This is a genomic window from Bacillus sp. PK6-013 (genome assembly GCF_054161445.1).
Map to the genome: position 1 here is coordinate 2,372,426 of NZ_CP096417.1, position 23,516 is coordinate 2,395,941.

The following is a 23,516-nucleotide window of genomic DNA, read 5'->3' on the forward strand; positions in this document are numbered from 1 at the left end:
CTCCTATCCATTTTATTTAATTGGACTATGTACAGTTACAAGCTTTGTGCCGTCTGGAAATGTAGCTTCTACCTGGATATCATCAATCATTTCCGGAATGCCTTCCATTACATCTTCCCGCGACAATATGGTTGTTCCATATTCCATCAACTCCGCAACTGTTTTTCCATCCCGTGCTCCTTCCAACACTTCATACGTTATAAGGGCTACTGCTTCCGGGTGATTCAATTTTAACCCCCGTTCTTTACGTCGCTTCGCAAGATCTGCTGCGACAACAATCATAAGCTTGTCTACTTCACGCGGTAATAGTTGCATCACAAAACCTCCCTGTATTTTTATTACGACCAAACGGTGAGCATTCATATAAGGGGGAGCCAGTTCATTAACATTCTGAGCTGAAAGCGCAAAAACTAAAAAACTGAAAATATATTTGATTCCCCTGCTTCTGTTTTAAATGTATATCATTTTTTACATATATGTCAATTTATATATTCAAAAATTTATATATGATACACTGAAGATATATAACCTTGAAAAGAAAGGAGAATATTCATTATGCGAAAAAACAAACATCATTTATTAAGCGAGGGGGTGTTTTTCCGTTTAATAACAGCTTCTCTCAAAGGCATCTCTCAAGTCATCCTGATTGAGAATGTGATGACCGGCTTTCTAATCCTTATAGCCATTACTATTTTTTCCTATTATTTAGGTATAATCGCTTTGTTGTCCGCTGTTATCGGTACTTTAGTAGGGAAATTGGGAGCGGCAGATGAAAAGATTATAAATGAGGGACTATTAGGATATAATTCTGTGTTAACAGGAATGGCATTGGCATCATTCTTAACTGGCCCTTACATGTGGCTTGTCGCTTTAATTGGATCAGCCTTAGCAGCCATTTTTACAGCCGCCATGATGCATTTTACGAAAAGAACCGAAGTTCCAATTCTTACATTCCCCTTTGTTATCCTGACGTGGTTTATATTGCTGGCTTCATACAAATTAAATGGGATTAAATTAAGCTCTGCCCTGATACCTCAGGATTTAACACACTGGGAACTAAAGACAGCAGGGGAAGTCAATTTAATAGACGGGGTCTTTCATGGAATTGGACAAGTATTTTTTCTGAATAACACAGTATCCGGGATTTTAATTTTTCTCGCCGTATTTTGGGCAGGAAGAAAACTAGGACTTTATGCAGTTACCGGAAATGCAGTTGCCATCATCATTGCATTCCTTTTAGGAGGAGAGCGTTCTCTCATCACATTGGGTCTTTACGGGTATAATGCAATTTTAACAATCCTGGCCGTATCTGCCATTTTTAAAAGTGAACATAACCGGTTTTCATTTTTGTCAGGGATCATTTCAGCTTGTCTGACGGTGCCTATAACAGCGGGACTCAGCACATATCTTTTGCCATATGGACTCCCCGCGCTAACAATGCCGTTTGTTCTTTGTTCATGGCTGTTTTTAGGTGCAAGAAAGGTTCTGCCAAACTTATAGCTTTGCCTATTGATGATGTAAATCAGCCGCTTAGTGGTTACGCAAGAAATAAAAGTCATGGAAGAAACCCATGATGTCTTACTATACGAATCTACTCGCGTTTAGACATTAATGAATGATAACTTGTGAAAAACGATGGTGAGCTAAAAACTTACAGGAATGCCGGGACTTTGATAGGAATGTTCCATTTCATTGACACTCTCACTTCAGAAATATCTGGAATCAATCGATTACCACATGAAACAGACTTATTTTTCAATAATGATGCTATGAGAGCGTCTCCGACATTATTCGCTAGATAAGACCCTTAGGCCAGTCAGTCTGAAGGTGTGCTGCGGCCGCTGTTCAGCTCTCCCCTGTAAACTGTGAAAAACTCATATTGGCGCAAGCATATTCTGATGGTGCCGATGAAAACTGTTCCAGCTTTGTTTTCATTGATCAACGAGAGGGGCATAAATAAAGAGGATTTGGACACAGAGAGGTGAAAGTAACTGATTTGGTTAATGAAAAAAATTCTGTCTCAGAAAGAATAAGAATACAAACGATTGAGACAGAATTTTGTCTTACGGTTTACTTATACACGTAGCAAGTTCCTTGTATAACCGTAACACATGTATATGTTTCATGATAAGATTTACCTTGGCTGTCTCTAAAGAAAACAGTTACAGTATTGTTGCCATTCCATTGGAATTGATAGGCGTCTGGATACTTGTCTCGAATCGGAGTTAAATCCGGCGCAGCACTTACAGGTAATCCGGATACCAACAGAGCCCCAGCAACTGCAACCGCTCCCGCTACTTTTTTGAGTTTGTTTTTAAACATAAACACATCCCCTTTTCGTTTTGTTTAACTATTAAATGCTTGTCCATTTAATAGACACCTTGAGCTTAACACCAAAAGGATGAAAAAATTGTCAAATGGTGTAGAATTGAAAAATAATTCAAAAATAATACACATTTTTACAATTGATTAGCCATAACTTTAATCACTTTTCACTTAGGATTTACTTTAATTGCATTCCTCAGCATCAATCCTTCCATTTTTTCTAGAGGCAATTCTGGTGTTGGGAGTATATTTGAGAGCCGCTTCTTTACTGGCTTGAATATATTGGTGAAATCCGGAAAACTAATCGATATTTCAGAAATGAAAAAGACCAGCCCATAAACTCACAGTGAGTTTCACGAACTGGTCTCTTTTAAAGGTTCTATATATTAATTTAGCAGTCTCAGAGTTAAATTGCTACCCTGTCAGCAACATGATATGCTGTATTTGTTGATTGATCGTAAGAAGTGCCCAATAAACCAACTGCACCTAATAACAGAATAGAGCAAATTAGCAACTTAGCTTTCATGTACTGTCCCACTCCTTTGTATTTGTCTTCTTGCCTCAACTACTCTGCGGTAAAACTCAAGTGAATCATGTAGCATTTCTTTTCCTTGTAGAAGTTCTGCCGTGATGACTCCATACTCTTCTATGTCTGCATACATACCTTTTTCACTGAAGAACTCAAAGGATTCTCGAACTGTGTCAAGGTCAAATGATAAATACAACCCGTAAATCATTTTCAGCTTTGTAAGGAATTCTTGGTCCTCAAATTTTTGAGCCCATTCCATACCCTCAAAGTACCGATCTTCTGCTTCAATCCATTTCTCTTGTTTCGCTTTAACGTGCGAAATATTAAAGAGGGCTTTTGGCAAAAAGCTGTGCTTTTCATTTTTATAAAGTTCAGCAGCCATTTGAAAATGATTTTCTGCTTTGTAAAGTTCTTCAAGTTGATTATAACATATTCCAATATTCAAGTGTGAAGAACCAATTAAATAATCAACTTGTAATTCCTTTGCATCTGACAGTGCTTTGCTGGTATGCTCCAGGGCTTTTTCAGGATTCATTTTATCCAGCCAGTTACCAGTCATTAAAAATTGGCATTGTACTCTACGCTGTCCATATGTTGGCTGTTTTAAATAAATCTTATATGCATGATTAGCATAATACATTGAAAAATATGTTTGTTTCATATAGTAATAAATTTCTGACAATTTGAAATAAAATTCTGCCTTTTCAACATCATCGCTTTCAAATGAATTCAATTGATTTTCGGCATTTTGGTAGTAAGCTAAAGCATGAAGAAGTTCTTTCTGTCTAAAATGATACATTGCTGTGAAGAAATAGTAATAATATTCGAGCATACCATTCAAATTTCTCCCACCTTTAGTCTTTTCCCTTAACTCTTCATAATGAACCTGTATATCTTTTGCTGCTTCTGGACAAATGTAATCCAACATCAGCTTATGACGGAATTCAAGCAATGAAAAATATATAAGGACATCCTGATTTTCTTCCATTATAGCGATCTCTTGTTTAACCTCAGATTTCATTTTTTCAGCTTCATCAACCCAGTCATTTTTAAGAGCTACATACCAATAATTCATTTTCGTTGCCACTAGGTCATAAGGTATTACGCTTTTATATACCAAAATAAAAACCCCTTTCTTAATCATTTTGAAATATTCGGCATTTAAACGTGTGAATTTTCTTACATTTTTAAACTTTCTTCTTTATCCCTTATCATGTCTGAACGATTGGTTTTACTTAGTTTCGTAAGAGTTAATATCGCAATTCCAGCTAGAATTTCAATCAGTCCGCCGAAAGCGATAACTTTTCCTGCACCAAAGGCAGCGGCTGCATAGCCGCTAATTAAAGCCCCTAATGGTACCATCACATGAGAGATCATTCTAATAACAGCAAATACCTGCGGCTGATCTTCATCTGCAACTGAGGTTTGAATAATGGTGTGTTCAGGTACGTTTATGGCACTAATGGTAGCCCCCAAAACAAATGCTGCGAGAAGAAGTAGTAATAAAACTGAATTCATTCCTGTTATGAAAAGTGCAATTCCTTCTATAATTCCAGCGGAGACAAACAATAGTCCATATCGGTTCACTCTTACTTTAGTTAAGATAAACCCCATTAAAAAGGCTCCGGTAGCTGTTGCTACTCTTATGAAAGAATGAATGACCGAACCGCCGCCTAAATCTTCTGACAGATAGATCGCTGAAAGCGCCTCCCAAGGAGCTGAACCGATATTCAACAAAATGCAGTATACGGCTAGCGGAAGCAAAATATGATGATTTCGAACAAGTACAAAACCTCTTTTTAGCTTTTTAAAATATGCGCCTTTTGGTTTCTGTTCCTGAGCCCCTTCTTCTTTCGAGCTAAATTTTATACACAGAACTAAACAGGCTGAAGCGATGTAAAATGGAAATATAATAAGCATTGTATAAGCAGCGCCTATTACAGCAATCAATATACCGCAAACCATTAACGAGACCAATTTTACAATTTGGGCTGAAGATTCTATGGTGGCATTAGCTTTTTGAATAAGTTCATTCTTAACAATTTGCGGAATCATGGAAATGGATGCAGGATCATAAGAAGCCCCAGTTGCCGAATGTATCAGCATTAGTGAAATAATGAACCATAATGGTGAAAATCCACTAAAATAAAAAATTGGAATGATCAGCATCAATGAAGCCCTTGTTATATCTGCGGAGAACATCCAGAACTTAAGAGTTTTTGGTTTCATAAAAGGTGAAATCAACGGTCCTATTAAAGCTTGGGGAAGAAGGGTGACAGCTATTAGCATACCTGTTCCGACAGCCCCTTTTCCATCTAAAATGAGAAACCACAAAATAGAAGTAAAAGCAAAGCTGTCTGCGGTTATTTTCACCATTTTAGAGACAAACAGAAAGGAAAAATTTCTTTGCCACACAGTGGAGCCACTATTCATTCCTCAAAAAATCCCCCTTACAAAAATCCCTCATTTTTACAGGTCTCTCACCAAAGCATATCCTATATTTGGTTTCTTGGTCAATGTAGGAGAGGAATAATTTAAGAAACATTAAGGTAAAAAGGGCTTTCACAATTAATCGTCTCCCTTCTAAAACAAAAACCCCGCCCTTTTTAGAGGTGGAGTTTTAAATCTTGGCTTTTCCTTACCAGTTATCTATTGCTTCTTGAAAACTGTCTTGTAAATAATCATCAAAGCTAGAATATCTTTCAATCTCCTTTTTGCTTATGTCATCCCACCTTATTACACAATGATTTTCTCCAGTATTGAGACAATAAACAAACTCGTCCACATTTTCAATAACTAAGTATTCCTCAGGTAAACCAAATTTTCTAAATCTTTCTGTAGCATCAACTACTGAAGCATATCCATTTCCCTCTACTCCTAAGACCTCAACTCCACATATTCCTCCTGAGCCATATGCTTTAACAAACTCTTTATATTGCCTTGGAAATTTGCATCCTAATTTCTCTTCAGCCCTCGAAATATCTTCATCGGGTACTGCTCCGAAAAAATCATCTTTTTCTATATATTCATTTATCATCATTGAAATTTGAGTATTCATTACATATATTTAACTGAACCTAAAAATTTAAATTCACCGCCACCAATAGATACCTTCTTTTTGACACCTTTATAGTCGAAATTATATAAGAGTACCACCGCATTATAATTTTTTGTCAGGTGCTCTCCACATACTGAAATAAATTCGGGGATAATCGTATGATCGTAAGAGAAGTCTTCTAATAATCGACTTACTGAGTTACTAGACTCTTCATAAAAATCTGCTTCACGAACAGACTCGTCATACCTTTCTATATTAAAGCTATGAGCAAATATTGAAGGAATAAAATCACCATCTTCAGTATAAGAAGTTTTAAGAATCTTTTCTAATTCTTCTGGAGAACTGATACTGCCTACCCAAAGTGATACAAACTCTTCTTTTTGCATAAAGCTACCTCCTCTTCTATAGCTGCGCCTTTAGTGCCGACGACAGACGTAGCAACCATTCCGGTAGCCATATTTAAAACATCTCACCCGGCTTCTTCCCAAAACGCCTATAATTCCGCCCTATTCCTTGCTGGGTTTCTCCAATTTGTTCAAAAACCTTGAAAGGCACTGCCGTTCAAGGTGAAAAACGCATCAAATTTTTGGAAGTTCAATCAAAACCCCTGGTGACTTATCAAGTAAAGCATCGGGAATATGCGGGTTATTTTTTTTCAACTTAAACCTATGAACCCTTGTTATTTCAGGATCGAATGAAATATTTTGAGAATTAAACTGCAAATTTATAAGCTTTTGATATGTTTGAATTAAAAAATCCTTCCATTCTTCTAAAGCAGATGCTGAAACATCGTCTGGGCTTTCGAGCATACGATAACCGTCTGCATAATGGAACATTAATAACCCCGTACCATAATCGCAATTTTCATTCTCTAGAATTGCTTTTGGAACTTCAAAACCACTATTCCAATTATAATTCGCTGCAAAAACGTGAAGAATAACAGGGTTTTCAATATTTCTCATCACTCTTACTAGATCGTCTTTATCTGTATTATAAAGCAGCTCCTCGAGGAACTTAATATCTTTCTTATCCAATACTGTTTTACCTCCTAACAAAAACACTTTAAATATTAGACCAATTGTTTAAGCTTTCTCCTTCATAATAAGTTCCCTTAGGGAGCTTATTATGAAGGACTATTTGAATTTAAATACTGTTCTAAGAACCTAATGTTATTTTCATCATTAGGAAAATTGCATAGATTTCAGACCACTTCTTATATGAAGATGATGTCCATCTCGGATTTTTCTCGATTTAAACAAAAAAGCACCCAATCAAAGATTAAGTGCTTGAGATTTAATATATTATTCTTCCTCGTACCAATCTTCTTTAGCTTGATTTAAATATTCCCATAAAAACTCAAGGAAGTTAGGAGCCTTTTGGTGATCATATCCGCTTTGATAAACCCATGTAACTACAGGACATTCTCCGTTATCCATTTTTTGTGTATCTAAGCAATAAGCAAATGCATCTACATCAACGACTACTACAATGTGATTTGGTAAGTCGTAGAGCTCCCTATAGTCTTTGGTGAACTCTACGACTTCCGGGGATACAAGTCCATGACCCAATATTTCGACGCCAAAAGAGCCACCTGAGCCATAGTTTCTTAAAAACCATTTATAACTTTCAGGAAGAGTGGTTTGTAAGTCATTTTCAATTTTTTTGATTTTTTCCTCATTAATTCCTCCTGTAAAATCATGGGGAGTAGCATGTTTGTTTATAAAGTCTATAATTAATTCTTTAGTATTCATTGAGATCCACCTTTCAAGCTCTTTTCATATTGTTCAGCTCTCCACATCCAGTATTTTCTTCTGAAACTATCGTATTGTTGTTGCAGTTCAGGATTATTTCTAAAGCTATCCCCCTTCTCCACTAACTGGTGCAGTACTTTATGGTATTTTTTATGAGTGGTATGAAGTATCTCCAACATCGTCCCTGGCTCTTTTTGTATTAAATGATGTAAATTAATTGGTTTGCCATCTTCCCCAATGGGCGCTTTTCCGCTTTTCATTAATTCTAAATTAGTTATATTTTTATTTGGATGCTTCATGTTGAAGTCAATGTTTTTAAGTTGATAAATTCTTCTGTCAACATCTTTCAAATTTCCTTTTGGTTTTACTTTACCTTTAACTTCAACTGCATTGTACTTTTCTTTATTTAACCATGGTACTGAGATATTACCACCTGTAAACGGTTTTCTGCTTATATCAGAGACTTTCTTCGCAAACTGAATAAGACTGTCTTTTATATGCTCCCCATTAAGTGCATGATAAGGAACTTTACCCCCGCCTGCAAGCTGAACTTGCGGCGCAAAAGGGTTGTGTATTTGAATTCCTTTTATGTTTGAAGCGACCCTTTGCATCGATTTCTTGAAAGACGCTACGCTTTTTTCCAAAGCTTGTTTCGATACTTTTTTAGAAGCTTTAGTTGCTTTGGCAGCGACCTGCCCTACCTTCCCCGCTTTGGCGGCTTTTGCTGCTTTGTCAACGCCTTTAGAGCCAACAATCGATGTCCCGACCATTCCAACGGCATAGCTAAACCATCTGGCTTGGGTGTAAGAATCACCATTGACGACATCTCGTTGATACGAGTCTTCAATTCCTTTTTTTATAATATTGAATGTGACATCAGGATGATGAAGTGTAAAGTTAATGCCCTCAATCGTTTCGTCTGCGTGAACGACCATGTCCCATAGGCCTACCGCAGTATCGACGACTGCATTTTTGAGTCCTTCAGCACTTCCTTTAATTGCGTTGCCAAAATCACGAGCGCCTTCAATTTGATTGAAATATCGCTGTTGCCAAGGGGAAAGGTTTTCGTACCCAATTTCCGCAGCCATCTCGTAAAACTCTGAAGCTGTTGAAAAATTGTAATCATCAAGCTTCTCCTTTAGTTTAGCAATTTTATTATCCTGTTTGCTAACCTCGCTAACTTCTTTTTCAAGCTTCGATCTCTTGTCCAGCTTATCCATCATGACGCCCATCGATGTGTCTTGGCCACCACGCAAAGCATCTATCTCATCTGGTTTTAAAATCGAGCCTTTTTGATAGCCGGTAATTTCAATTTTAGGCCCTGTGTACATTTTTTCAAGCCTGGTTATGTATCTCTGCATTGTTTCCAGGTCGTTTTCAGCGGTTTTAAGAGCATTTGTCTGTTCCCTGTCGAACGTATGCAGCTTTTCAATTGTCTGATTGATTTCCTTTAAGGATTTCTGATTCTGTTCATGAAAGTCGCTGTCGTTTAAATCCGGCAAATCAACAATATGGCTGACTTTTGAGATCGTGGCGTTTGATTTAGACACCAGGTGTTTGGTTGTTCGATCGGCTGCATTCAATCCTTGTTCTAGCTCGTGCTCAAGAAAGTTTTGCGAAATAAACCCATTATGGTTAGGTTCCAGAGAATTCAACGCGGTTTTCATTTTCTTCAGCGTGGAACTGTATTCCTCTATGAAAGTATCATAGAACTGTAGAAAAGGAGTGTGGCATTCCTCGTAAAAGGCGCGGATCGCGTCGCCGCCTTTTCCTTTTAAAGCATCATCAAGTGATGCGATTTCCTCAACGCTTTTTTGGACTTTGGCGATTTCGTCTGATTGATGTTTTAATTGTTCCAGCGTTTGATCAATGGCTTTGTGCAACGCCTGCACGTCCAAAGTCTTCATGGCACTCTCCTCTAATACTAAAGTTACAATCATTTTAGAGTTTACCACTTTATAGAAGGGAATTGGGGAATAAATCCTGATCACCCATGAAAATGAATCCTTAGAATTAGGATGAATAACCTGTTCGAATTCAAAAAAGACGACCAGAAATCGGGTCGTCATATTCTATAATAATTCTCCGCTGTGTAATATCTCCACTCCCAAAATGGCTGCCCATGACACATAACATATCGGTCTAAAAATATCTCAAAATTTAAATCGAGAGGCTTATACTCAAGACCATCCTCAAGTAAATAAAGGTAGTTGGGATCTCCTTCCTTGAGCCTGTCTCTGTCAATCATTAGATCGCACTCTTCCAGCAAATGTCCAATTGGAATACCGCTAACATCCTCATACAATTCTTCATCTTTTAGTTCTGTGTCGATTTCCTTGATGTTAAATAAATGCAGACCTCCGCCAATATTCACTCCATCTAAAAGACTATCAAAAATTCTAGCTCCATTATGTAGAGTTAAAAATTTTTTATAATCATCAGGAAGAGATAATTGGTGATGTGTTTCGAAAGCTCGTATATCGCTTTGAGAGGCTCCGCTGCCAGAGAATGTGACAAGAGCATCTGTAATTTCACCTTCAGAGCCAAGAATCCTAATGACTCCATTTTGATCTAATAAGCTCTTTAAACCATGCACGGTATTCTGAACAAAACTTGTCAAGTGTATCCCCTCGCATTTACAGATTATTTATTTCTCCAACAACATGAATCTTTCTTATGAGCATCTATTTGAAGAGGAAGCAAATTGTTCAGGATGTCGTAATCATCACAAGTTTGTCTTTTAAGGATTTCCAATTACCGTATTATGTGAATTCGGAATAATTAAGGTTATTTTATTTAAAAGTTTAGGGTACACAGCAGCAAACCAATAGCTGCATGAAACAGCCTCCTTGCAAATCTAAACCCGACTTTCACTTGAACAAAAGGTACAGTCTTATCCTCAAATGTTTCCTCTGAGGCACAACTAAATCACTCTAGAAATATAATATCTTTTATTTCCGCTCTAAATCTTTGCTTTTCACTTCCTTTAATATCTCCCTAAGCAACTGTTGAGTTTCCTCGTTTTGTTTGCGATTTATCTTGTTTTCCTTTACCAATACGATCATGTAACATAAAAATAAAATGATACAGAAAGGATAAGCAAATTAGGCAGCAGCACACTTAACATTTTATATGTAAACCTCCTATTAAAAGATGGCAGTCAAACGATATAAACACCTTTTTCCATTGAATATGTGAATCCCCTTTTTGCTTGAAGTGAACAGTTGCACTTTGCCGAGCTTTAAAAACTTGTTACATAAACCGAATTCTTCAAGCGGCGGTCACTGATCATATCAACTTTTAAAATGGAGTTTTTTATTTCTTCAAATTTTGACAAAAACAGGGCAGGTCTTGTTGAAACCTGCGCTTTCCCGAGAAATAATTGTGCGAGTCAAACCAATTTTTCATTTCTGTTTGCCTTTTCTGTAGATCAGCCATCCGGCCAGAATGATCAAAAGGCCTGATGCGTCATAGGCTAGGTCGAATAAGAGGCGGTTCGGGCTTAGCGGGTTGACGTGGTGAATCTGAAGAAGATGATGATTGATGATGCCCTCGAGGAAATTAAACCAGCCCGCTCCTAACAAAGAGGCTCCCCAAAAGATGTGTTGCGGCCGGCTGCTGCTCAAGTCACCTCTGTTCCACAACAGGATCCCGCCGATAAAAAGAATGACGAGCGAAAACAGATGGAACAGTCCGTCGCTCATAATTTGGTGAGAGCGGTCTGTGTCCATGTACACGCTGTGCCATTGAAGCAATTGGTGAAAAACAATGCCATCGATCATGGCGATGATACCCACACCGAACAGAAAAGGTCCCCAAAACGCTTTTTTGTTTTTCATATGATTTGTCCTCCTTTACTTGCTAATCTTTTATGTACCCGCCGGCTTAAAAGATCAAACCGGTTATGTTTACATTCTCTCCCGAAAGCGATTATCCTCTTTTTACCATATGAGTATTTAAAAAGCTGATCCGAAAAGGTGTCTTCATTCCTTTCAGATCAGCTTTTTTATTTATGAAAGGCGGGAAGCCCGCACACGATTTGTTTCCATTTCATTAATGGTAAGTGTCTCAGGGTCAATCACGACACCGTAATCTTGCAATGCTGATTCAATGCTGACAAACTCGTTGAAGACGTCGTCCAGCACCTTTTCGGGTTCACGTTCCAGCGGATTTCCCCAGCCTCCGCCGCCTGCACGGTAAAATTGGATGATGCCGCCCGCAGGCATTTTGACTTCAAAAGCCGTTTCCTCGATCTCTTTGGCTTCGTCTGTTCCATACCCGACGATCACCTTGTTGCTTGGTGCATCGCCAGCTCCGCAGAAGCCTTTTGTTGTATTTCGGACCCCTGCCATCATGACGCTTGTGCGGCTTTCCTTTAAGTGCTGGATCTGAACATCCAACCCGGGGGTGCCTCTCCATCGGCCTGCTCCCGTAAAATCGCTCGTATATTCATGCTTTAATACACGGCTCGGGTATTGAACTTCAGTCATTTCAATAGATGGCAGAATAACTCCTGTCATAACAGGCGGATAAAGCCCCCATCCGTCCGTTTCGTATGCAGCCCCCGCACCGCCGGTATAGCCGTAAAAATTCAGGTTCACCCACGGCTTCCCGTCGTCGTATTTTCCGTGGGAATAAGCGAGAGGAAGCTTATGGGCGTTCACTCCGACGCGTTTTGGCGCACATTGGGAAATGGCCTGGAGAACAGCCTCGGCTATTTCTGCTCCTACGCACGCAGTTGCGTGTCCGCACGGTGCCGGCAGCTGCGGGTTCACAACTGTTCCTACAGGCGCAGTTACTGTTACCGGATTCATATATCCTTCATTGATCGGAATATCCTCATCACAGCAAGTCGAAATACCGACAAAAGCAAATGAAGTCGTATTTGAAAGCGGGCTGTTGATGAAGCCCTTTACTTGCGGAGAGGAGCCGGTAAAGTCAATGTGAAGATCGCTGCCTTTGACGGTCACCGTTGCGCGAACCTTAATATCGCGGTTGCCTTGAAAGTCGTGGTCAGCAAATGTTTCACCGACATAGGTGCCGTCCGGCCAGCTGGTGATTTCATCGCGAACCCTGTTTTCTGTATATTGAATCCGGTTGTCAATGGCCGTAATCACCTTCTCGGCGCCATACTTATCCAGCATCGTTTGGATTCGGGAGGCAGCAACCTTGCATGCCCCGATCATCGCGTTTAAGTCGCCTTCAAGCCAATGGGAAAGCCGGTTGTTTGCAACAATTAAATCGAATACATCCCTGCGCTTTTCTCCCCGCTCATAAATTTTTAATGGCGGAATCCGCAGCCCGTCATGCCAAATGTCTTTTGAGCGCGGATTGTACCCTCCGGCAACCGGTCCTCCATTATCGGCCATATGGCTTCGGACAGCAGGAAGCAGGATTGGCTTGCGATTATAAAAAACCGGCATGACGATTGTCCAGTCAAGGCTGTGCGAGCCTCCATGATACGGATCATTCACCAGGAGAATATCTCCGGGATGAAGATCGTACCGAAAAGCGTCCAATAAATGGTCAACTGCGCCTACTACCGCATAAAGGTGCAGCGTACAGCCCGGGGCTTGCGCGACAAGGCGCGATTTTTTGCCGGAAAGGTCAAAGACGCCCGTCGTAAAATCGTGTGCTTCGTTAAACAATGGTGAACGGGCCGTTCTCGTAACAGTGGCGCTCATTTCCCTGGCAACCGCATCAAGGGAACCGCCGACCACCTGTGATAGAATAAAGTCCTGATTAATCATAGCTGCTCCTCCTTTTGAGAGTACGTAAAGACGAGGAGCTCGCCTTTTTTCACATGTTGGTTTACCGTGCTTTCATAAAAGATTTCGTCACGATCTCCCGTTCTTGACAGAGACCCGTATTCTCCCCTTTCACTAAAAGGCAGAAGAAGGTTGAAATAAATATCGTCCTCCTGGTTAAACAGAGACACTTTCATTTCCTCCCCATTGTCCGTCCACTCCCGGGAAACCATTTTAAAACCGTGGTAAAGCTCCAATTCCTCTGCAGAGACAAGCATCCGTTGACCAAATAAAGCAGGCGGCCCGAAGCCTTTTGAAGCTGATGGATACCCGGGCGCCAAAACGATTGATTTCGTTTCAGCTTCAGCGCCAAGCTCCGGATAAAAAACGGCCTGCGGACCTGTCCCGTAAATCGGCGGAAATTCTTCATTCGTGCTTTGTCCGTTTTGAATGGCTTTATATACCGCTTCAGCGATGAAATGGCCGGTAATGCTTGGAGCTAATGCTGTCGCTGCAGGAAATTCCGGATCCAAAATCGTACCCAGCCTCGTCTTCGTTTGAAAAGGTTGAAGCGTTCCTTCATTGATCGGTATTTCATCGGCAATTCTCGCCAGGAACGGCCAAACGGCAAACGCCTTCGTTAAAGCGGCAGGCGAATTAACCGGCTTTACGGATTGCGCCGATGATCTGCTCAAATCGATTTCAACCGCATCGTCCTTCTTTGAAATTTGCACATGAATTGTACTCTTGCTTCCTTCGGAAACTTCAAACTCCTGGACAGCGCTCATTTCTGTTTCAGGCAGATAAGAGACATGGTGCTCAACCCTTTTGCGGCTGTATTCAAACATGCTGTCGATCGATTCGGTCACTGTTTTCTGGCCGTAGCTGCCAAGAAACGTTTTCAATTGCTGTTTGGCGCCATGCAAACATGTATACATGGCTTCCAAATCCGCTTTAAAAGAAGCGGGCACCCGGCTGTTTGATAATAAGAAACGAAGAATATCGGTCTGCAGAACGCCTTGCTTATAAAGCTTAACAGGTGTAATTCTGATATTTTCCTGCCATACTTCAAATGCATCGGGATGGAATCCGCCCGGATACTCGCCGGCCAAATCGATCATCTGAGCGCGGACAGCGGGGAAGAGTACGAGCTCCCCTTCAAGAAATAACGGCGCCGCCATGGTGAGCGACTGTCCTTTCGTTCCGCCGCTGTATGGATCTGCGACGAGCAACACATCTCCATCTGCGATATCAAATGAAAAATAGTCGAACAGATTTTCCACGCTTTCTTTTAATGCGAACAAATGTTCAGGCTCATATTGATGTTGAACCGCGATTTTCAGCTCATTCGTAAAAATCGCTGTAGCAAATGCCCGGTCTTGCGAAAGCAAAGGGGAACGGGAGATTCGCTGCAAATTATCCCCGACTTCTCTGCCGATCGATTGCAGCTTGCTATAAAGAATTTGAGCTTGGATCATGCATTTCCACCTCTAGTCGTCTGCTGAGAGTGCTTTACTTCAATGACACAGTTGCGGTAAGAATCGATTAGAGCCTCATGTCCCGGATAAACAACAATGGTCGTACCCCATTGCTCAATGATGGCCGGACCGACAATCAAGTTGCCCGGCTCAAGCATTGATCCGTTGAAAATAGGCGTCCTCGTCGGTTCGATGTCAAAATACATATCGCGTTCACCTGTTTTCGCTTTTAAAGGGTCCTCCTGCTCAAACGGCTCCTCTTTAAGCTTTAACGGCTCTCTGACGCCAACCAGGTCAAGGCGGAGATTTAAAATTTCAATGTCGTGCTCGGGATCTTTATGGGCAAACATTCTTTCATGAAGGTCATGGAAATCTGCCGCCGTTGCTTCAAGATTCAATTCTGTAATCCTCCGCGTCCTCGATTTTACCGGTACGGTTACTTCATGGACTTCCCCGGCGTAGCGCATATCGATAAAGCGGCGGGTTTCATATTGATTGGTGACCGACTGGCCTCCAAGTTTTTCGCGGGCCGTCTGCTCCATCTTTTCAAAATCCGCATTCATCGCTTGCAGGTCAACGTTTTTCAGACTTTCAAAGCGCGTCCTGAGCTCCGTTACTTTAAGGTTTGCTGCCACATCGCCGAGCGCACAGAAGACCGGGGCAAGGGACGGAACAATAACGGTTTTAATGCCGAGGTCTTCCGCCTGCTTGCCTGCATGGATGGCTCCGGCGCCGCCGACAGCCATTAGGGCGAAATTCCTTGGATCATGACCCCGTTGTGTCGTCACAAAGTGGACTGCATTTGACATATCGCTATTGACGATTTGTGAGATTGCAAGAGCGGCTTCCACTGTCGATATTCCGAGCGGTTCGGCAATTCGTGTGCGGATCGCCTTTTCAGCCAGTGAACGGTCAAGCTTCATTTCTCCGCCTAGAAAGTTATCTGGGTTAATATAGCCTAAGAAAACATTCACGTCCGTAACTGTCGGTTCTTCTCCGCCTCTTCCGTAGCAGGCCGGCCCCGGATTGGAGCCTGCGCTTCGCGGGCCGACTTGTAAAGCTCCGCCGCTGTCAATCCAGGCGATGCTTCCGCCGCCGGAGCCGATCGTGTGAATATCCATCATCGGCAGGGCAACCCGGTATCTGCTGATCCAGTTCTCAGTCGTGATCGCCGGATTTAACTTTTCGATAACCGAGACATCGTAGCTTGTTCCGCCCATGTCTACGGTAATGACGTTCTCGTAGCCCGATTTTTCTCCGATAAAGGAAGCAGCCGTCACTCCTCCGGCTGGACCTGAGAGAAGGCCTCCTGCGGCAAATTTTCCGCTTTGAATGACATTTTGGACCCCGCCGTTAGATTGCATGACAAACAGTTCTCCGGCAAATCCGTCTTCGCGAAGCCGTTCGTCAAGATGGTCCAAGTAGCTTTGCATGGAAGGGCCGGTAAACGCGTTGACAATGGTCGTGCTCACCCGTTCAAATTCCCGAATCTGCGGCAGCACTTCATACGATAACGATACAAACATGCCGGGAGCTTCCTCTTGAATAATCTCTTTAACGCGGATTTCGTGCGAAGGATTCATGAAGCTGAACAGAAAGCATACAGCAATCGCCTCGATCCCCTCTTGGATAAACCCTCGGACTGCCCGGCGGACGGCTTCTTCATCAAGCTCAGTTACGACATTTCCTGTATGATCCAGTCGTTCAGGAATCCCCACACGATATCTTCTTGGGACAATTTGATAAGGTGCTTCCAAGCGCGGAGAAAACACGCTTTCTTTGTACGCGCGGCGGAATTCGATTTCGTCCCGAAAGCCTTCCGTTGTGAGAAGCCCCACCTTTGCTCCGTTATATTCCAGCAAAGCGTTAGTGGCAACTGTTGTTCCATGGACCACTAATGGACTATTGGCTAACAGGTCCTTTACGTCTATTCCGATGATTTCAGCCATTTTTTTAATTCCGTTCATGACACCATCAGACTGATCAGGGGTTGAAGGCGTCTTCGTCGAAACCATTTTCCCTCCCTTGTTGACAGCCACTAAATCTGTAAACGTCCCGCCGACATCAATTCCAAATACCCATTGGTTTTTTTCATTCATCATTGAAAACCTTTCCTCCTTATCCGCTTAAAAACCAGACGATTCCTCTGTCGCTTCTCCGATTTCGTAACGGAGATTTAATTTTGTGAAAATAAATGTAAAAACGATATAAATCAAAAATGCAAGTACAGTAGAGTTAATCGGTCCGATGCCGAACGTTACCTTTGAAGCGGTAAAACCTCCGATGATCACCGAAAGAATCGCCGCAACATTCAGCTTCGAATAAGTTGTTCCAGCCCCGAATCGATATTGTTTTTTCTTGATGACAGGTGCTGTGATCCAATGATCTGCGATCATCACGCCTGCGATCGGCGGAACATACAAACCTAAAAATGTTAAGAATGGCACAAACATATTCTGGACACCTAATAATGCAATCATGATGCCGATCACGCCCATGATCGCCACAAGTGCTTTCTTAGGAATGTTCACAACATTGCGAAGCCCCAGAGATCCGGTATACAAATTGTTATCATTCGTCGTCCACTGTGCAAAAACGATGATGAAAAATGCCAAAAATCCAAGTCCGAGCTTGCTCATCGCGGCAGGAATATTCGGTGTTGACCCGATATCCGGAACATTCGCAGCAATGGCCATTGCCGCTCCTGCAACAAGACAGAAAACACCTCCAAGGAAATAACCGACAGACGCACCTATTCCTCCTGAAACCGCTCCTTTTGCATACCTCGTCACATCAGGAAAAACAACCGCACCCAATGCAGCATTTCCAACTACGATTGTAATTCCGGCAAATATCGTCATAGGGTCCCCTGTCGGATGAAACGTCAGCAAGTTATGCCAGCTTCCAGAATAATTGACAGCACTCACAATGCCCCATATAGAAAAGATGACGACTAAAGGTACAGCGATAAAGCTTAAAGCGGCAAGTCCGCGATATCCTATAAAAGCGGTAAGGATCATTAAAATGCCGCCCCAAACGATGGCGACTTCAGGCTTTGCAAGCCAAACACCCGGAAACATTTCAGAAATGGTCGTGCCGAAAAAAGCAACCTGCCAGCCAAACCAGCCGATTCCCAGTGTCAGCGCCAAGACGATTCCAAAAAGGCCCGATCCGTAGCGTCCAAAAGCCTGACGGGCAAGAACGGTTGTCGATATTCCGTATTTTGCACCCATTACACCTTGAAAAAAGCCATAGACCGCAAGAATCAGCATACCTAAGACGGCAGCCAAAACGGCGTGCGCAAAATTCAATCCCTGGATCAGCGCTCCTCCAGTCACAATCGTCGACAATGAGATAATCCAGGCACAGCTTGTAATCGTAATGTTAAAAATCGATTTTCTCTTATTTTCAGGCACTGATGTAACAGCAAAATCATCAGCATTTGTATAGGAAGGTTTTTTACTGTTGTTTTCCATTTTCATGCTCCTTCGTTTCATCATGTAGGTTGTTACACCATATTCGTATCAATCGTTACCCCTCGTTTTAACGTATTGCCGATTGTACATGCCCTTTCAGCAGAGGTGATTAATTTCTTTTTATAGTCGGTCGGAAGATGCTCGGGCAATTTGACGCTAACCGTACATTTTTCAACACGGGACGGGCCATCGGGCGCTTTAGCAGCGGAAACAGAAACTGAAAATTCATCCTCCTGCACTTCTATGCCGTCCCTTTCAAACATCCTTTGCAAAGAAATGGTGATACACATCCCTAATGAAGCTTCCAACAGCTCAATCGGCGAAAGGCCGTCTGAATTCGGAGTGAAAGACCCCTTGGCCTGCATACCGGCTTCATGAAAAATCCCAAACTCTCCATTTGTTTTTTGGATAATAGACAAATTTAATTCCTCCTTTGGCCAATCAGCCCGAAAAATTCAAAATGAACCAATTCTTCAGTCATTTCATCAACTGAAAACTTAGGGACATAATTCAGATCATGCTTTGGTCCAAACAGCCATTTTGATAGTGTGCCCAACACAAGACTTGTTAACATGGTGGCCTGCAGATCAGTATTATGGGAGGAATTTAGCATGCCAAGCTCTGTAGCCCTTTGGATGTTCTTTTTAAATGCTTGTTCAACACTGATCAGCGCCTCTTCGATTGCCTCCCTGATTTCCGGATCGGCGCCTTGTCCCTTGACTAATAAAAACGTCATTAAGTTTCGGTTCTCCTGTGCAAACGTAAAAATTCTTTTCATAAGGGCTGTCGTGGATTGGATCATATCATCTGTAAGAGCAAACGTCTGCCTGTAGCCTTGATGAATGGCTGCAAGAAGGTTTTTTTTCCCCTTGTCTATGATTTCCTTGACGATTTCTTCTTTGCTTTTGAAGTGCCAGTAAAAAGTTCCCTGTGCAACGCCAGCCTGTTTTACGATGTCTGAAATTTTTGTCGCGTGATATCCTTTCGTAGCAAAAATCTCAAGCGCGATATGTAGCAATTCCTCTCTTGTATCCGTATTTCCCAAGTGTTTTCCTCCTTACCCGGAATCTCGATTGACAAGTCAGTCAGTTTTAGGGCCGTTATTCCTATTGGATTTGTAAGAATAATCTTATACAATGTTCTTTTCCTAGTCAAGTTGCTAACCTTTCCATTTTTCGCGCAATTACAAAATATGAACAAAGCAAAACCTCTATTTCATTCTTTCATCCCCCCTCACGGCCACTGGATCAAACGGCTTTCGGTTTATTTTTTCAAGAGATTTACAGTTTCATCGACTAATTCTAATAACGTTTTTTTATGATGTGATGATGAAACTTTTTGATGATCTAATTCCCGCAGCCTCGAATAAATGTCTTTCCGCTCATTTTGGAGTTCGCGTATGGCTTGTATCTCGGCATTGTTCAGTTGTTCCAGTCTTAATCGGAGCGCCTCTCTTTCGTTGAACACATTCCCACCCCCTAACAAAATATTACTTGTAGTTTATAGGACTTTTTTCAGTTTAACAATTCTTCTTTCCTGAAAATTTGCTTGTACGATTTGGATGAGCTGAATTTTGCCGGGATTCCAACTTACTTTTTATGGAGAGATTTTACGGCTTTGAACACGAGGAACCGGACTTACAAAAACCAAAGAGAACTCAGCCGGAGTCCTCTTTGGTTTTTTTATCGCTACATCACCTTATTGAATCTCAAAATCTTCTTGAAACATGATTTTCAAAAAAGAAAAACATGATATAGATACAAAGCTGCAAATTTTGAATTCTTTTCATCAATCAGCACTTGCATCATGAACTCCTTTTCGCCAAAATACAAAGTGTCCCTCAAAAACAGCAAGACTTTCAGCTTTGAAATAATCGTCCAATTACCGCAAAAAGGAGTTTTTAAAAATATGATCATTTTAATACTTATAGCCGGGATTTTGGCCGGAATGGCCATTCCTGTTCAAACCTCAATTAATTCACGGCTAGGCATGAAGATCGGGTCTCCTTACGGGGCGGCGGCCATATCTTTTTTTGCCGGTACGCTTATCCTGGTCATTGTCGCCTTAGTGACAGAGCGCCATTTTTTGTCTATCATCGGACTTCTCCCTTCCATCCCCTTGTGGATCCTCATTGGAGGCGGATGTTTAGGCGTTTTTTATTTAACTTCAAATATTTTGTTGCTTCCGCGTCTTGGATCAGCACTGACAGTTGTCGTCACTTTGCTTGGGCAGATGGTGATGGCTCTGGCCATCGATCACTTCGGATGGTTTCATATTCCCGTTCATGAATTAAACTTTCCTAGAATCATCGGCATTTTGTTCATCATCTCCGGGGTTTTCATTATCAAAAAATATTAATAGCAAGGGAGTTCATCACCGATGAAAAACAACACTATGAACGTTTTTCTTTACATGATGCTCGGGCTTTTTGCCGGAATGGCATCACCGATTCAAACATCTATTAATTCAGAGCTGAGAAATGCTCTCCAATCACCTTTTATCGCTTCACTTATTTCGTTTTTGGTTGGAATGGTCATTCTTCTCTTTCTTACGTCGATCATTGAACATCGGCGGTTATTTCATTTAAACAATTTACATACAGCAAAAACCTTTATCACGGGCAGCCCTTGGTGGCTCTGGACTGGTGGAATACTTGGCGTCATCTTTATCACATCCAATATTTTGCTTTTGCCGATTGTCGGAGCGTCACTTACTGTTGTTTTGGCTTTAAGCGGCCAAATGATCATCGCCCTCATCATCGATCATTTTGGCTGGTTCGGAACCCCCAAACACCGCTTAAATGTGCAGCGCATGCTGGGAATTGTCCTGATGATCACGGGAATTATCATCATTCAGCATTTTTGATGCCAGTCATTTTTGCACCTTCTACCTTTAAAATGAATAAAAGGGCGGTGTCCGCCCTTTATTTACAGCAAGTTAGTTTACATAAAACATTTACAGTAAACCGATTTTAAGCAAATAAAAAAAGCCATTTTATTCAAATGACTTAAGTGAAGTGCTGCAATTGCCGTATGCAAGTAAGAAAGTTTTAAACCACACTCCTCAAAGTGGGTGTCTGCAGAAACGTTCCTGTCGTCCTTTCGAGGAAGGCATGACATTCCGGTTCCGATATAAAACTCCCTATTACAGCTTAAAGGTTAAAACTTAATTATCATTACGTACAATGCAGCGTAATTGAATTATATGATAAAAACATTAAAAATGCAACCTCTTGCCTGAAGAGAATATGACGCTCTATAATAAGTTGAATATTTACAAAATTCTGCAATATTGTGGCGTTCGTACAACCCTTCATGTCCATCTGTTCATAGACTGTCTATTGAGGTGATGTCTTGTGGTAAAAATTTTTATCGATCCCGGCCATGGCGGGTCTGATACAGGTGCTTCAGCTAATGGTTTGCAAGAAAAACAGTTAACATTGCAAACCGCCTTGGCTTTAAGAAACATGCTGCTGAATGAATATCAAAATGTTTCAGTCCTGTTGAGCAGGACAAGCGACCAAACCGTCAGTCTGACGCAACGCACGAACGCCGCGAACAGCTGGGGAGCGGACTACTTTCTATCGATTCACATGAATGCCGGGGGCGGGACAGGTTTCGAGGATTACATTTATCCCGGCGTCGGCGCACCTACCACCACCTATCGGGATATCATGCATGAAGAGATTTTAAAAGTTGTCGATTTCAGGGATCGCGGCAAGAAAACGGCCAATTTTCATGTTCTTAGAGAAACAGCCATGCCCGCACTCCTTACGGAAAATGGCTTTGTAGACAATACAAACGACGCCGAGAAACTGAAGTCTTCCGCGTTTATTCAATCCATTGCCAGAGGCCACGCCAACGGACTCGCAAGGGCATTTAACCTTTCCAAAAACGCAGCAGCTCTCTATAAAGTGCAGATCGGCGCTTTCAGGACCAAAGCCAATGCCGATTCGCTTGCCGCTCAAGCGGAAGCGAAAGGGTTTGATGCCCTTGTGATTTACAGGGACAGCCTTTACAAAGTGCAAATTGGCGCTTTTTCTTCAAAAGAAAATGCCGAAGCGCTCGTTCAGCAAGCCAAAAACGCCGGATTTGACGCTTTCATTTACCAGGAATAGGGACAATCATCAAGAAAAGCCCGCGATCTGTCTCGTATAGATCGCAGGCTTTTTTTATGCTTTTGCAGCTTTACTTTGAATCGCCGGCTTTTGCGTTTGATTCGATGCATGGCTGTTCAACACCATTCCGATAATCACAAGTGCCATGCCGCTCCATGAGATGGCACCAGGAAGCGGACTTGAAAGAAGCAAAATTTCACCAGCGGCAGCAAACAGCACTTCAAACGATTGTGTGGCCTCGACAGCCCCTAATTTTCGCATATCCCCTTTTACAAGATCGGTTGCGGCAAAGAACAGCACAGTTGCGCATATTCCGGAAAAGACAGCCACCAAACCTGACTGAATGACTTGTCCCCGGCTGGGCGCACCCGCCGATGCCAGCCCGTACAGTGAGAGGATCAGCCAAAACGGAAGGCTTGCCAACGTCATCCCCAATACCCGCTGATAAGCATCAAGGCGCCCGGCGCATGCTTCCATCATTTTTCTGTTCCCAAGCGGATATGCAAATGAAGCCAACATAACCGGCACGACGCACAGCAGCATCTCATGCAAAGAAAGCTGTGCCGCATGCTCAGCCTGCATCAGCGCCACCCCGATTAAAATGATCAACGACATCGCCAGCCCTTTATAGGGAATTTTGCCCCTCATCTGTACGGGACCTGTTTTTGTTTGGATGGTTTCGTAAAAAAGCGGCGCCAAAAGGGAGCCGGAAATAATCGTGATTTGCCATGTTCCTGCAATCAGCCAGCCCGGCCCGTAAGCCGCCGCAAAACAGAGCGGCGCATAAAAGAGGCCGAAGCCGACGATGCTCCATCTCAGCCAAATGCCCGGTGCTTTTTTGATTTCCTGAAAAAGTTCTTTTACGTTCCCCCTCAGCCAAACAATGACAAATAAAAGAGGCGCCATAAAGATAAATCTTAGCGATGCGCTCCAGATCCAGCTTCCACCTTCAAGCTCCATCGCCCTGTTTAAAACGAATGTAAAAGCAAAAAAGAAGGCTGCAAAAACGCCCAGTATAATCGGCCTCACAATCCC

General features: G+C 42.0%; 22 protein-coding genes, 1 other RNA gene and 1 pseudogene. 4 read left to right on the top strand and 20 right to left on the bottom strand.

Annotation, left to right across the window (positions count from 1 at the left end; genetic code table 11):
• Positions 1-12: 12 nt before the first annotated feature.
• A complete protein-coding gene (locus tag M1E03_RS11930) occupies positions 13-315 on the bottom strand; it encodes an urease subunit gamma (protein ID WP_020451534.1) in 303 nt (100 codons plus the stop codon).
• 240 nt (positions 316-555) lie between these two features.
• Here M1E03_RS11930 and M1E03_RS11935 point away from each other — a divergent pair, with 240 nt between their 5' ends.
• A complete protein-coding gene (locus M1E03_RS11935; protein ID WP_458110459.1) occupies positions 556-1,500 on the top strand; it encodes an urea transporter in 945 nt (314 codons plus the stop codon).
• Positions 1,501-2,070: 570 nt separating this feature from the next.
• On the opposite strand, the gene M1E03_RS11940 is transcribed toward M1E03_RS11935, so the two are convergent.
• From M1E03_RS11940 to M1E03_RS12020, 17 genes and pseudogenes are all read right to left on the bottom strand, one after another.
• A complete protein-coding gene (locus M1E03_RS11940; protein ID WP_458110460.1) occupies positions 2,071-2,322 on the bottom strand; it encodes a LacI family transcriptional regulator in 252 nt (83 codons plus the stop codon).
• Positions 2,323-2,840: 518 nt separating this feature from the next.
• The gene (locus M1E03_RS11945) at positions 2,841-3,974 is read right to left on the bottom strand and encodes a Rap family tetratricopeptide repeat protein (protein ID WP_025811520.1); all 1,134 of its coding nucleotides are present in this window, start codon (positions 3,972-3,974) and stop codon (positions 2,841-2,843) included.
• A 59-nt stretch (positions 3,975-4,033) separates the two neighbouring features.
• Positions 4,034-5,287, bottom strand: coding sequence for an MFS transporter (locus tag M1E03_RS11950; protein ID WP_025811518.1), 1,254 nt, complete (start codon positions 5,285-5,287; stop codon positions 4,034-4,036).
• Positions 5,288-5,492: 205 nt separating this feature from the next.
• Positions 5,493-5,912 carry an SMI1/KNR4 family protein gene (locus M1E03_RS11955; RefSeq protein WP_025811516.1) on the bottom strand — a complete coding sequence of 140 codons (420 nt, stop codon included), beginning with the start codon at positions 5,910-5,912 and terminating at the stop codon, positions 5,493-5,495.
• Entirely contained in the window at positions 5,912-6,298 is a 387-nt protein-coding gene (locus M1E03_RS11960; protein WP_026579688.1) for an immunity 22 family protein, read from the bottom strand. The genes M1E03_RS11955 and M1E03_RS11960 overlap by 1 nt, the downstream gene beginning before the upstream one ends.
• A gap of 192 nt (positions 6,299-6,490) precedes the next feature.
• On the bottom strand, positions 6,491-6,946 hold the full coding sequence (locus M1E03_RS11965; RefSeq protein ID WP_026579689.1) for a DUF4274 domain-containing protein: 456 nt from the start codon (positions 6,944-6,946) through the stop codon (positions 6,491-6,493).
• A 267-nt stretch (positions 6,947-7,213) separates the two neighbouring features.
• Positions 7,214-7,663, bottom strand: a complete 450-nt coding sequence (locus tag M1E03_RS11970) for an SMI1/KNR4 family protein (RefSeq protein ID WP_026579690.1) — start codon at positions 7,661-7,663, stop codon at positions 7,214-7,216.
• Positions 7,660-9,570, bottom strand: a complete 1,911-nt coding sequence (locus M1E03_RS11975) for a T7SS effector LXG polymorphic toxin (protein WP_212791707.1) — start codon at positions 9,568-9,570, stop codon at positions 7,660-7,662. Before M1E03_RS11975 ends, M1E03_RS11970 begins: the two co-directional genes overlap by 4 nt.
• A 158-nt stretch (positions 9,571-9,728) precedes the next feature.
• Entirely contained in the window at positions 9,729-10,283 is a 555-nt protein-coding gene (locus M1E03_RS11980; protein WP_025811506.1) for an SMI1/KNR4 family protein, read from the bottom strand.
• Positions 10,284-11,067: 784 nt separating this feature from the next.
• Positions 11,068-11,502 (bottom strand): DUF2243 domain-containing protein, encoded by a 435-nt coding sequence (locus M1E03_RS11985; protein WP_020451523.1) that lies wholly within the window; start codon positions 11,500-11,502, stop codon positions 11,068-11,070.
• 171 nt (positions 11,503-11,673) lie between these two features.
• Complete coding sequence (locus tag M1E03_RS11990; RefSeq protein WP_023857639.1) at positions 11,674-13,413, bottom strand: hydantoinase B/oxoprolinase family protein; 1,740 nt, start codon at positions 13,411-13,413, stop codon at positions 11,674-11,676.
• A complete protein-coding gene (locus M1E03_RS11995; RefSeq protein WP_458110461.1) occupies positions 13,410-14,888 on the bottom strand; it encodes a hydantoinase B/oxoprolinase family protein in 1,479 nt (492 codons plus the stop codon). The genes M1E03_RS11990 and M1E03_RS11995 overlap by 4 nt, the downstream gene beginning before the upstream one ends.
• Positions 14,885-16,990: a hydantoinase/oxoprolinase family protein gene (locus M1E03_RS12000; RefSeq protein WP_256163818.1), complete on the bottom strand. Its 2,106-nt coding sequence runs from the start codon at positions 16,988-16,990 to the stop codon at positions 14,885-14,887. Before M1E03_RS12000 ends, M1E03_RS11995 begins: the two co-directional genes overlap by 4 nt.
• A gap of 24 nt (positions 16,991-17,014) precedes the next feature.
• A complete protein-coding gene (locus M1E03_RS12005) occupies positions 17,015-18,364 on the bottom strand; it encodes a cytosine permease (protein ID WP_075213262.1) in 1,350 nt (449 codons plus the stop codon).
• A 32-nt stretch (positions 18,365-18,396) separates the two neighbouring features.
• Positions 18,397-18,783, bottom strand: a complete 387-nt coding sequence (locus M1E03_RS12010; protein WP_020451518.1) for an OsmC family protein — start codon at positions 18,781-18,783, stop codon at positions 18,397-18,399.
• A gap of 2 nt (positions 18,784-18,785) precedes the next feature.
• Complete coding sequence (locus M1E03_RS12015) at positions 18,786-19,409, bottom strand: TetR/AcrR family transcriptional regulator (RefSeq protein ID WP_020451517.1); 624 nt, start codon at positions 19,407-19,409, stop codon at positions 18,786-18,788.
• 299 nt (positions 19,410-19,708) lie between these two features.
• Positions 19,709-19,831, bottom strand: a pseudogene (locus tag M1E03_RS12020) (hypothetical protein); the annotation flags it as partial.
• Between the two features lie 441 nt (positions 19,832-20,272).
• On the opposite strand from M1E03_RS12020, the gene M1E03_RS12025 reads away from it, so the two are divergent.
• Both M1E03_RS12025 and M1E03_RS12030 read left to right on the top strand, forming a co-directional pair.
• Positions 20,273-20,722, top strand: a complete 450-nt coding sequence (locus M1E03_RS12025; RefSeq protein ID WP_023857645.1) for a DMT family transporter — start codon at positions 20,273-20,275, stop codon at positions 20,720-20,722.
• Between the two features lie 21 nt (positions 20,723-20,743).
• Positions 20,744-21,229 carry a DMT family transporter gene (locus tag M1E03_RS12030; protein WP_020451514.1) on the top strand — a complete coding sequence of 162 codons (486 nt, stop codon included), beginning with the start codon at positions 20,744-20,746 and terminating at the stop codon, positions 21,227-21,229.
• A 147-nt stretch (positions 21,230-21,376) separates the two neighbouring features.
• On the opposite strand, the gene ssrS is transcribed toward M1E03_RS12030, so the two are convergent.
• Positions 21,377-21,560: non-coding RNA, 6S RNA (ssrS, locus tag M1E03_RS12035), on the bottom strand.
• Positions 21,561-21,719: 159 nt separating this feature from the next.
• On the opposite strand from ssrS, the gene M1E03_RS12040 reads away from it, so the two are divergent.
• Positions 21,720-22,481 (top strand): N-acetylmuramoyl-L-alanine amidase, encoded by a 762-nt coding sequence (locus M1E03_RS12040; protein ID WP_025811494.1) that lies wholly within the window; start codon positions 21,720-21,722, stop codon positions 22,479-22,481.
• 54 nt (positions 22,482-22,535) lie between these two features.
• On the opposite strand, the gene M1E03_RS12045 is transcribed toward M1E03_RS12040, so the two are convergent.
• The gene (locus tag M1E03_RS12045; protein ID WP_020451510.1) at positions 22,536-23,510 is read right to left on the bottom strand and encodes a DMT family transporter; all 975 of its coding nucleotides are present in this window, start codon (positions 23,508-23,510) and stop codon (positions 22,536-22,538) included.
• Between the last annotated feature and the right edge of the window lie 6 nt (positions 23,511-23,516).

Bases quoted from the DNA above. Each gene is read 5' to 3' on its own strand.
- M1E03_RS11930 (WP_020451534.1), bottom strand. From the start codon at position 315: ATGCAACTATTACCGCGTGAAGTAGACAAGCTTATGATTGTTGTCGCA.
- M1E03_RS11935 (WP_458110459.1), top strand. From the start codon at position 556: ATGCGAAAAAACAAACATCATTTATTAAGCGAGGGGGTGTTTTTCCGT.
- M1E03_RS11940 (WP_458110460.1), bottom strand. From the start codon at position 2,322: ATGTTTAAAAACAAACTCAAAAAAGTAGCGGGAGCGGTTGCAGTTGCT.
- M1E03_RS11950 (WP_025811518.1), bottom strand. From the start codon at position 5,287: ATGAATAGTGGCTCCACTGTGTGGCAAAGAAATTTTTCCTTTCTGTTT.
- M1E03_RS11955 (WP_025811516.1), bottom strand. From the start codon at position 5,912: ATGAATACTCAAATTTCAATGATGATAAATGAATATATAGAAAAAGAT.
- M1E03_RS11960 (WP_026579688.1), bottom strand. From the start codon at position 6,298: ATGCAAAAAGAAGAGTTTGTATCACTTTGGGTAGGCAGTATCAGTTCT.
- M1E03_RS11970 (WP_026579690.1), bottom strand. From the start codon at position 7,663: ATGAATACTAAAGAATTAATTATAGACTTTATAAACAAACATGCTACT.
- M1E03_RS11975 (WP_212791707.1), bottom strand. From the start codon at position 9,570: ATGAAGACTTTGGACGTGCAGGCGTTGCACAAAGCCATTGATCAAACG.
- M1E03_RS11985 (WP_020451523.1), bottom strand. From the start codon at position 11,502: ATGAAAAACAAAAAAGCGTTTTGGGGACCTTTTCTGTTCGGTGTGGGT.
- M1E03_RS11990 (WP_023857639.1), bottom strand. From the start codon at position 13,413: ATGATTAATCAGGACTTTATTCTATCACAGGTGGTCGGCGGTTCCCTT.
- M1E03_RS11995 (WP_458110461.1), bottom strand. From the start codon at position 14,888: ATGATCCAAGCTCAAATTCTTTATAGCAAGCTGCAATCGATCGGCAGA.
- M1E03_RS12000 (WP_256163818.1), bottom strand. From the start codon at position 16,990: ATGATGAATGAAAAAAACCAATGGGTATTTGGAATTGATGTCGGCGGG.
- M1E03_RS12005 (WP_075213262.1), bottom strand. From the start codon at position 18,364: ATGGAAAACAACAGTAAAAAACCTTCCTATACAAATGCTGATGATTTT.
- M1E03_RS12025 (WP_023857645.1), top strand. From the start codon at position 20,273: ATGATCATTTTAATACTTATAGCCGGGATTTTGGCCGGAATGGCCATT.
- M1E03_RS12030 (WP_020451514.1), top strand. From the start codon at position 20,744: ATGAAAAACAACACTATGAACGTTTTTCTTTACATGATGCTCGGGCTT.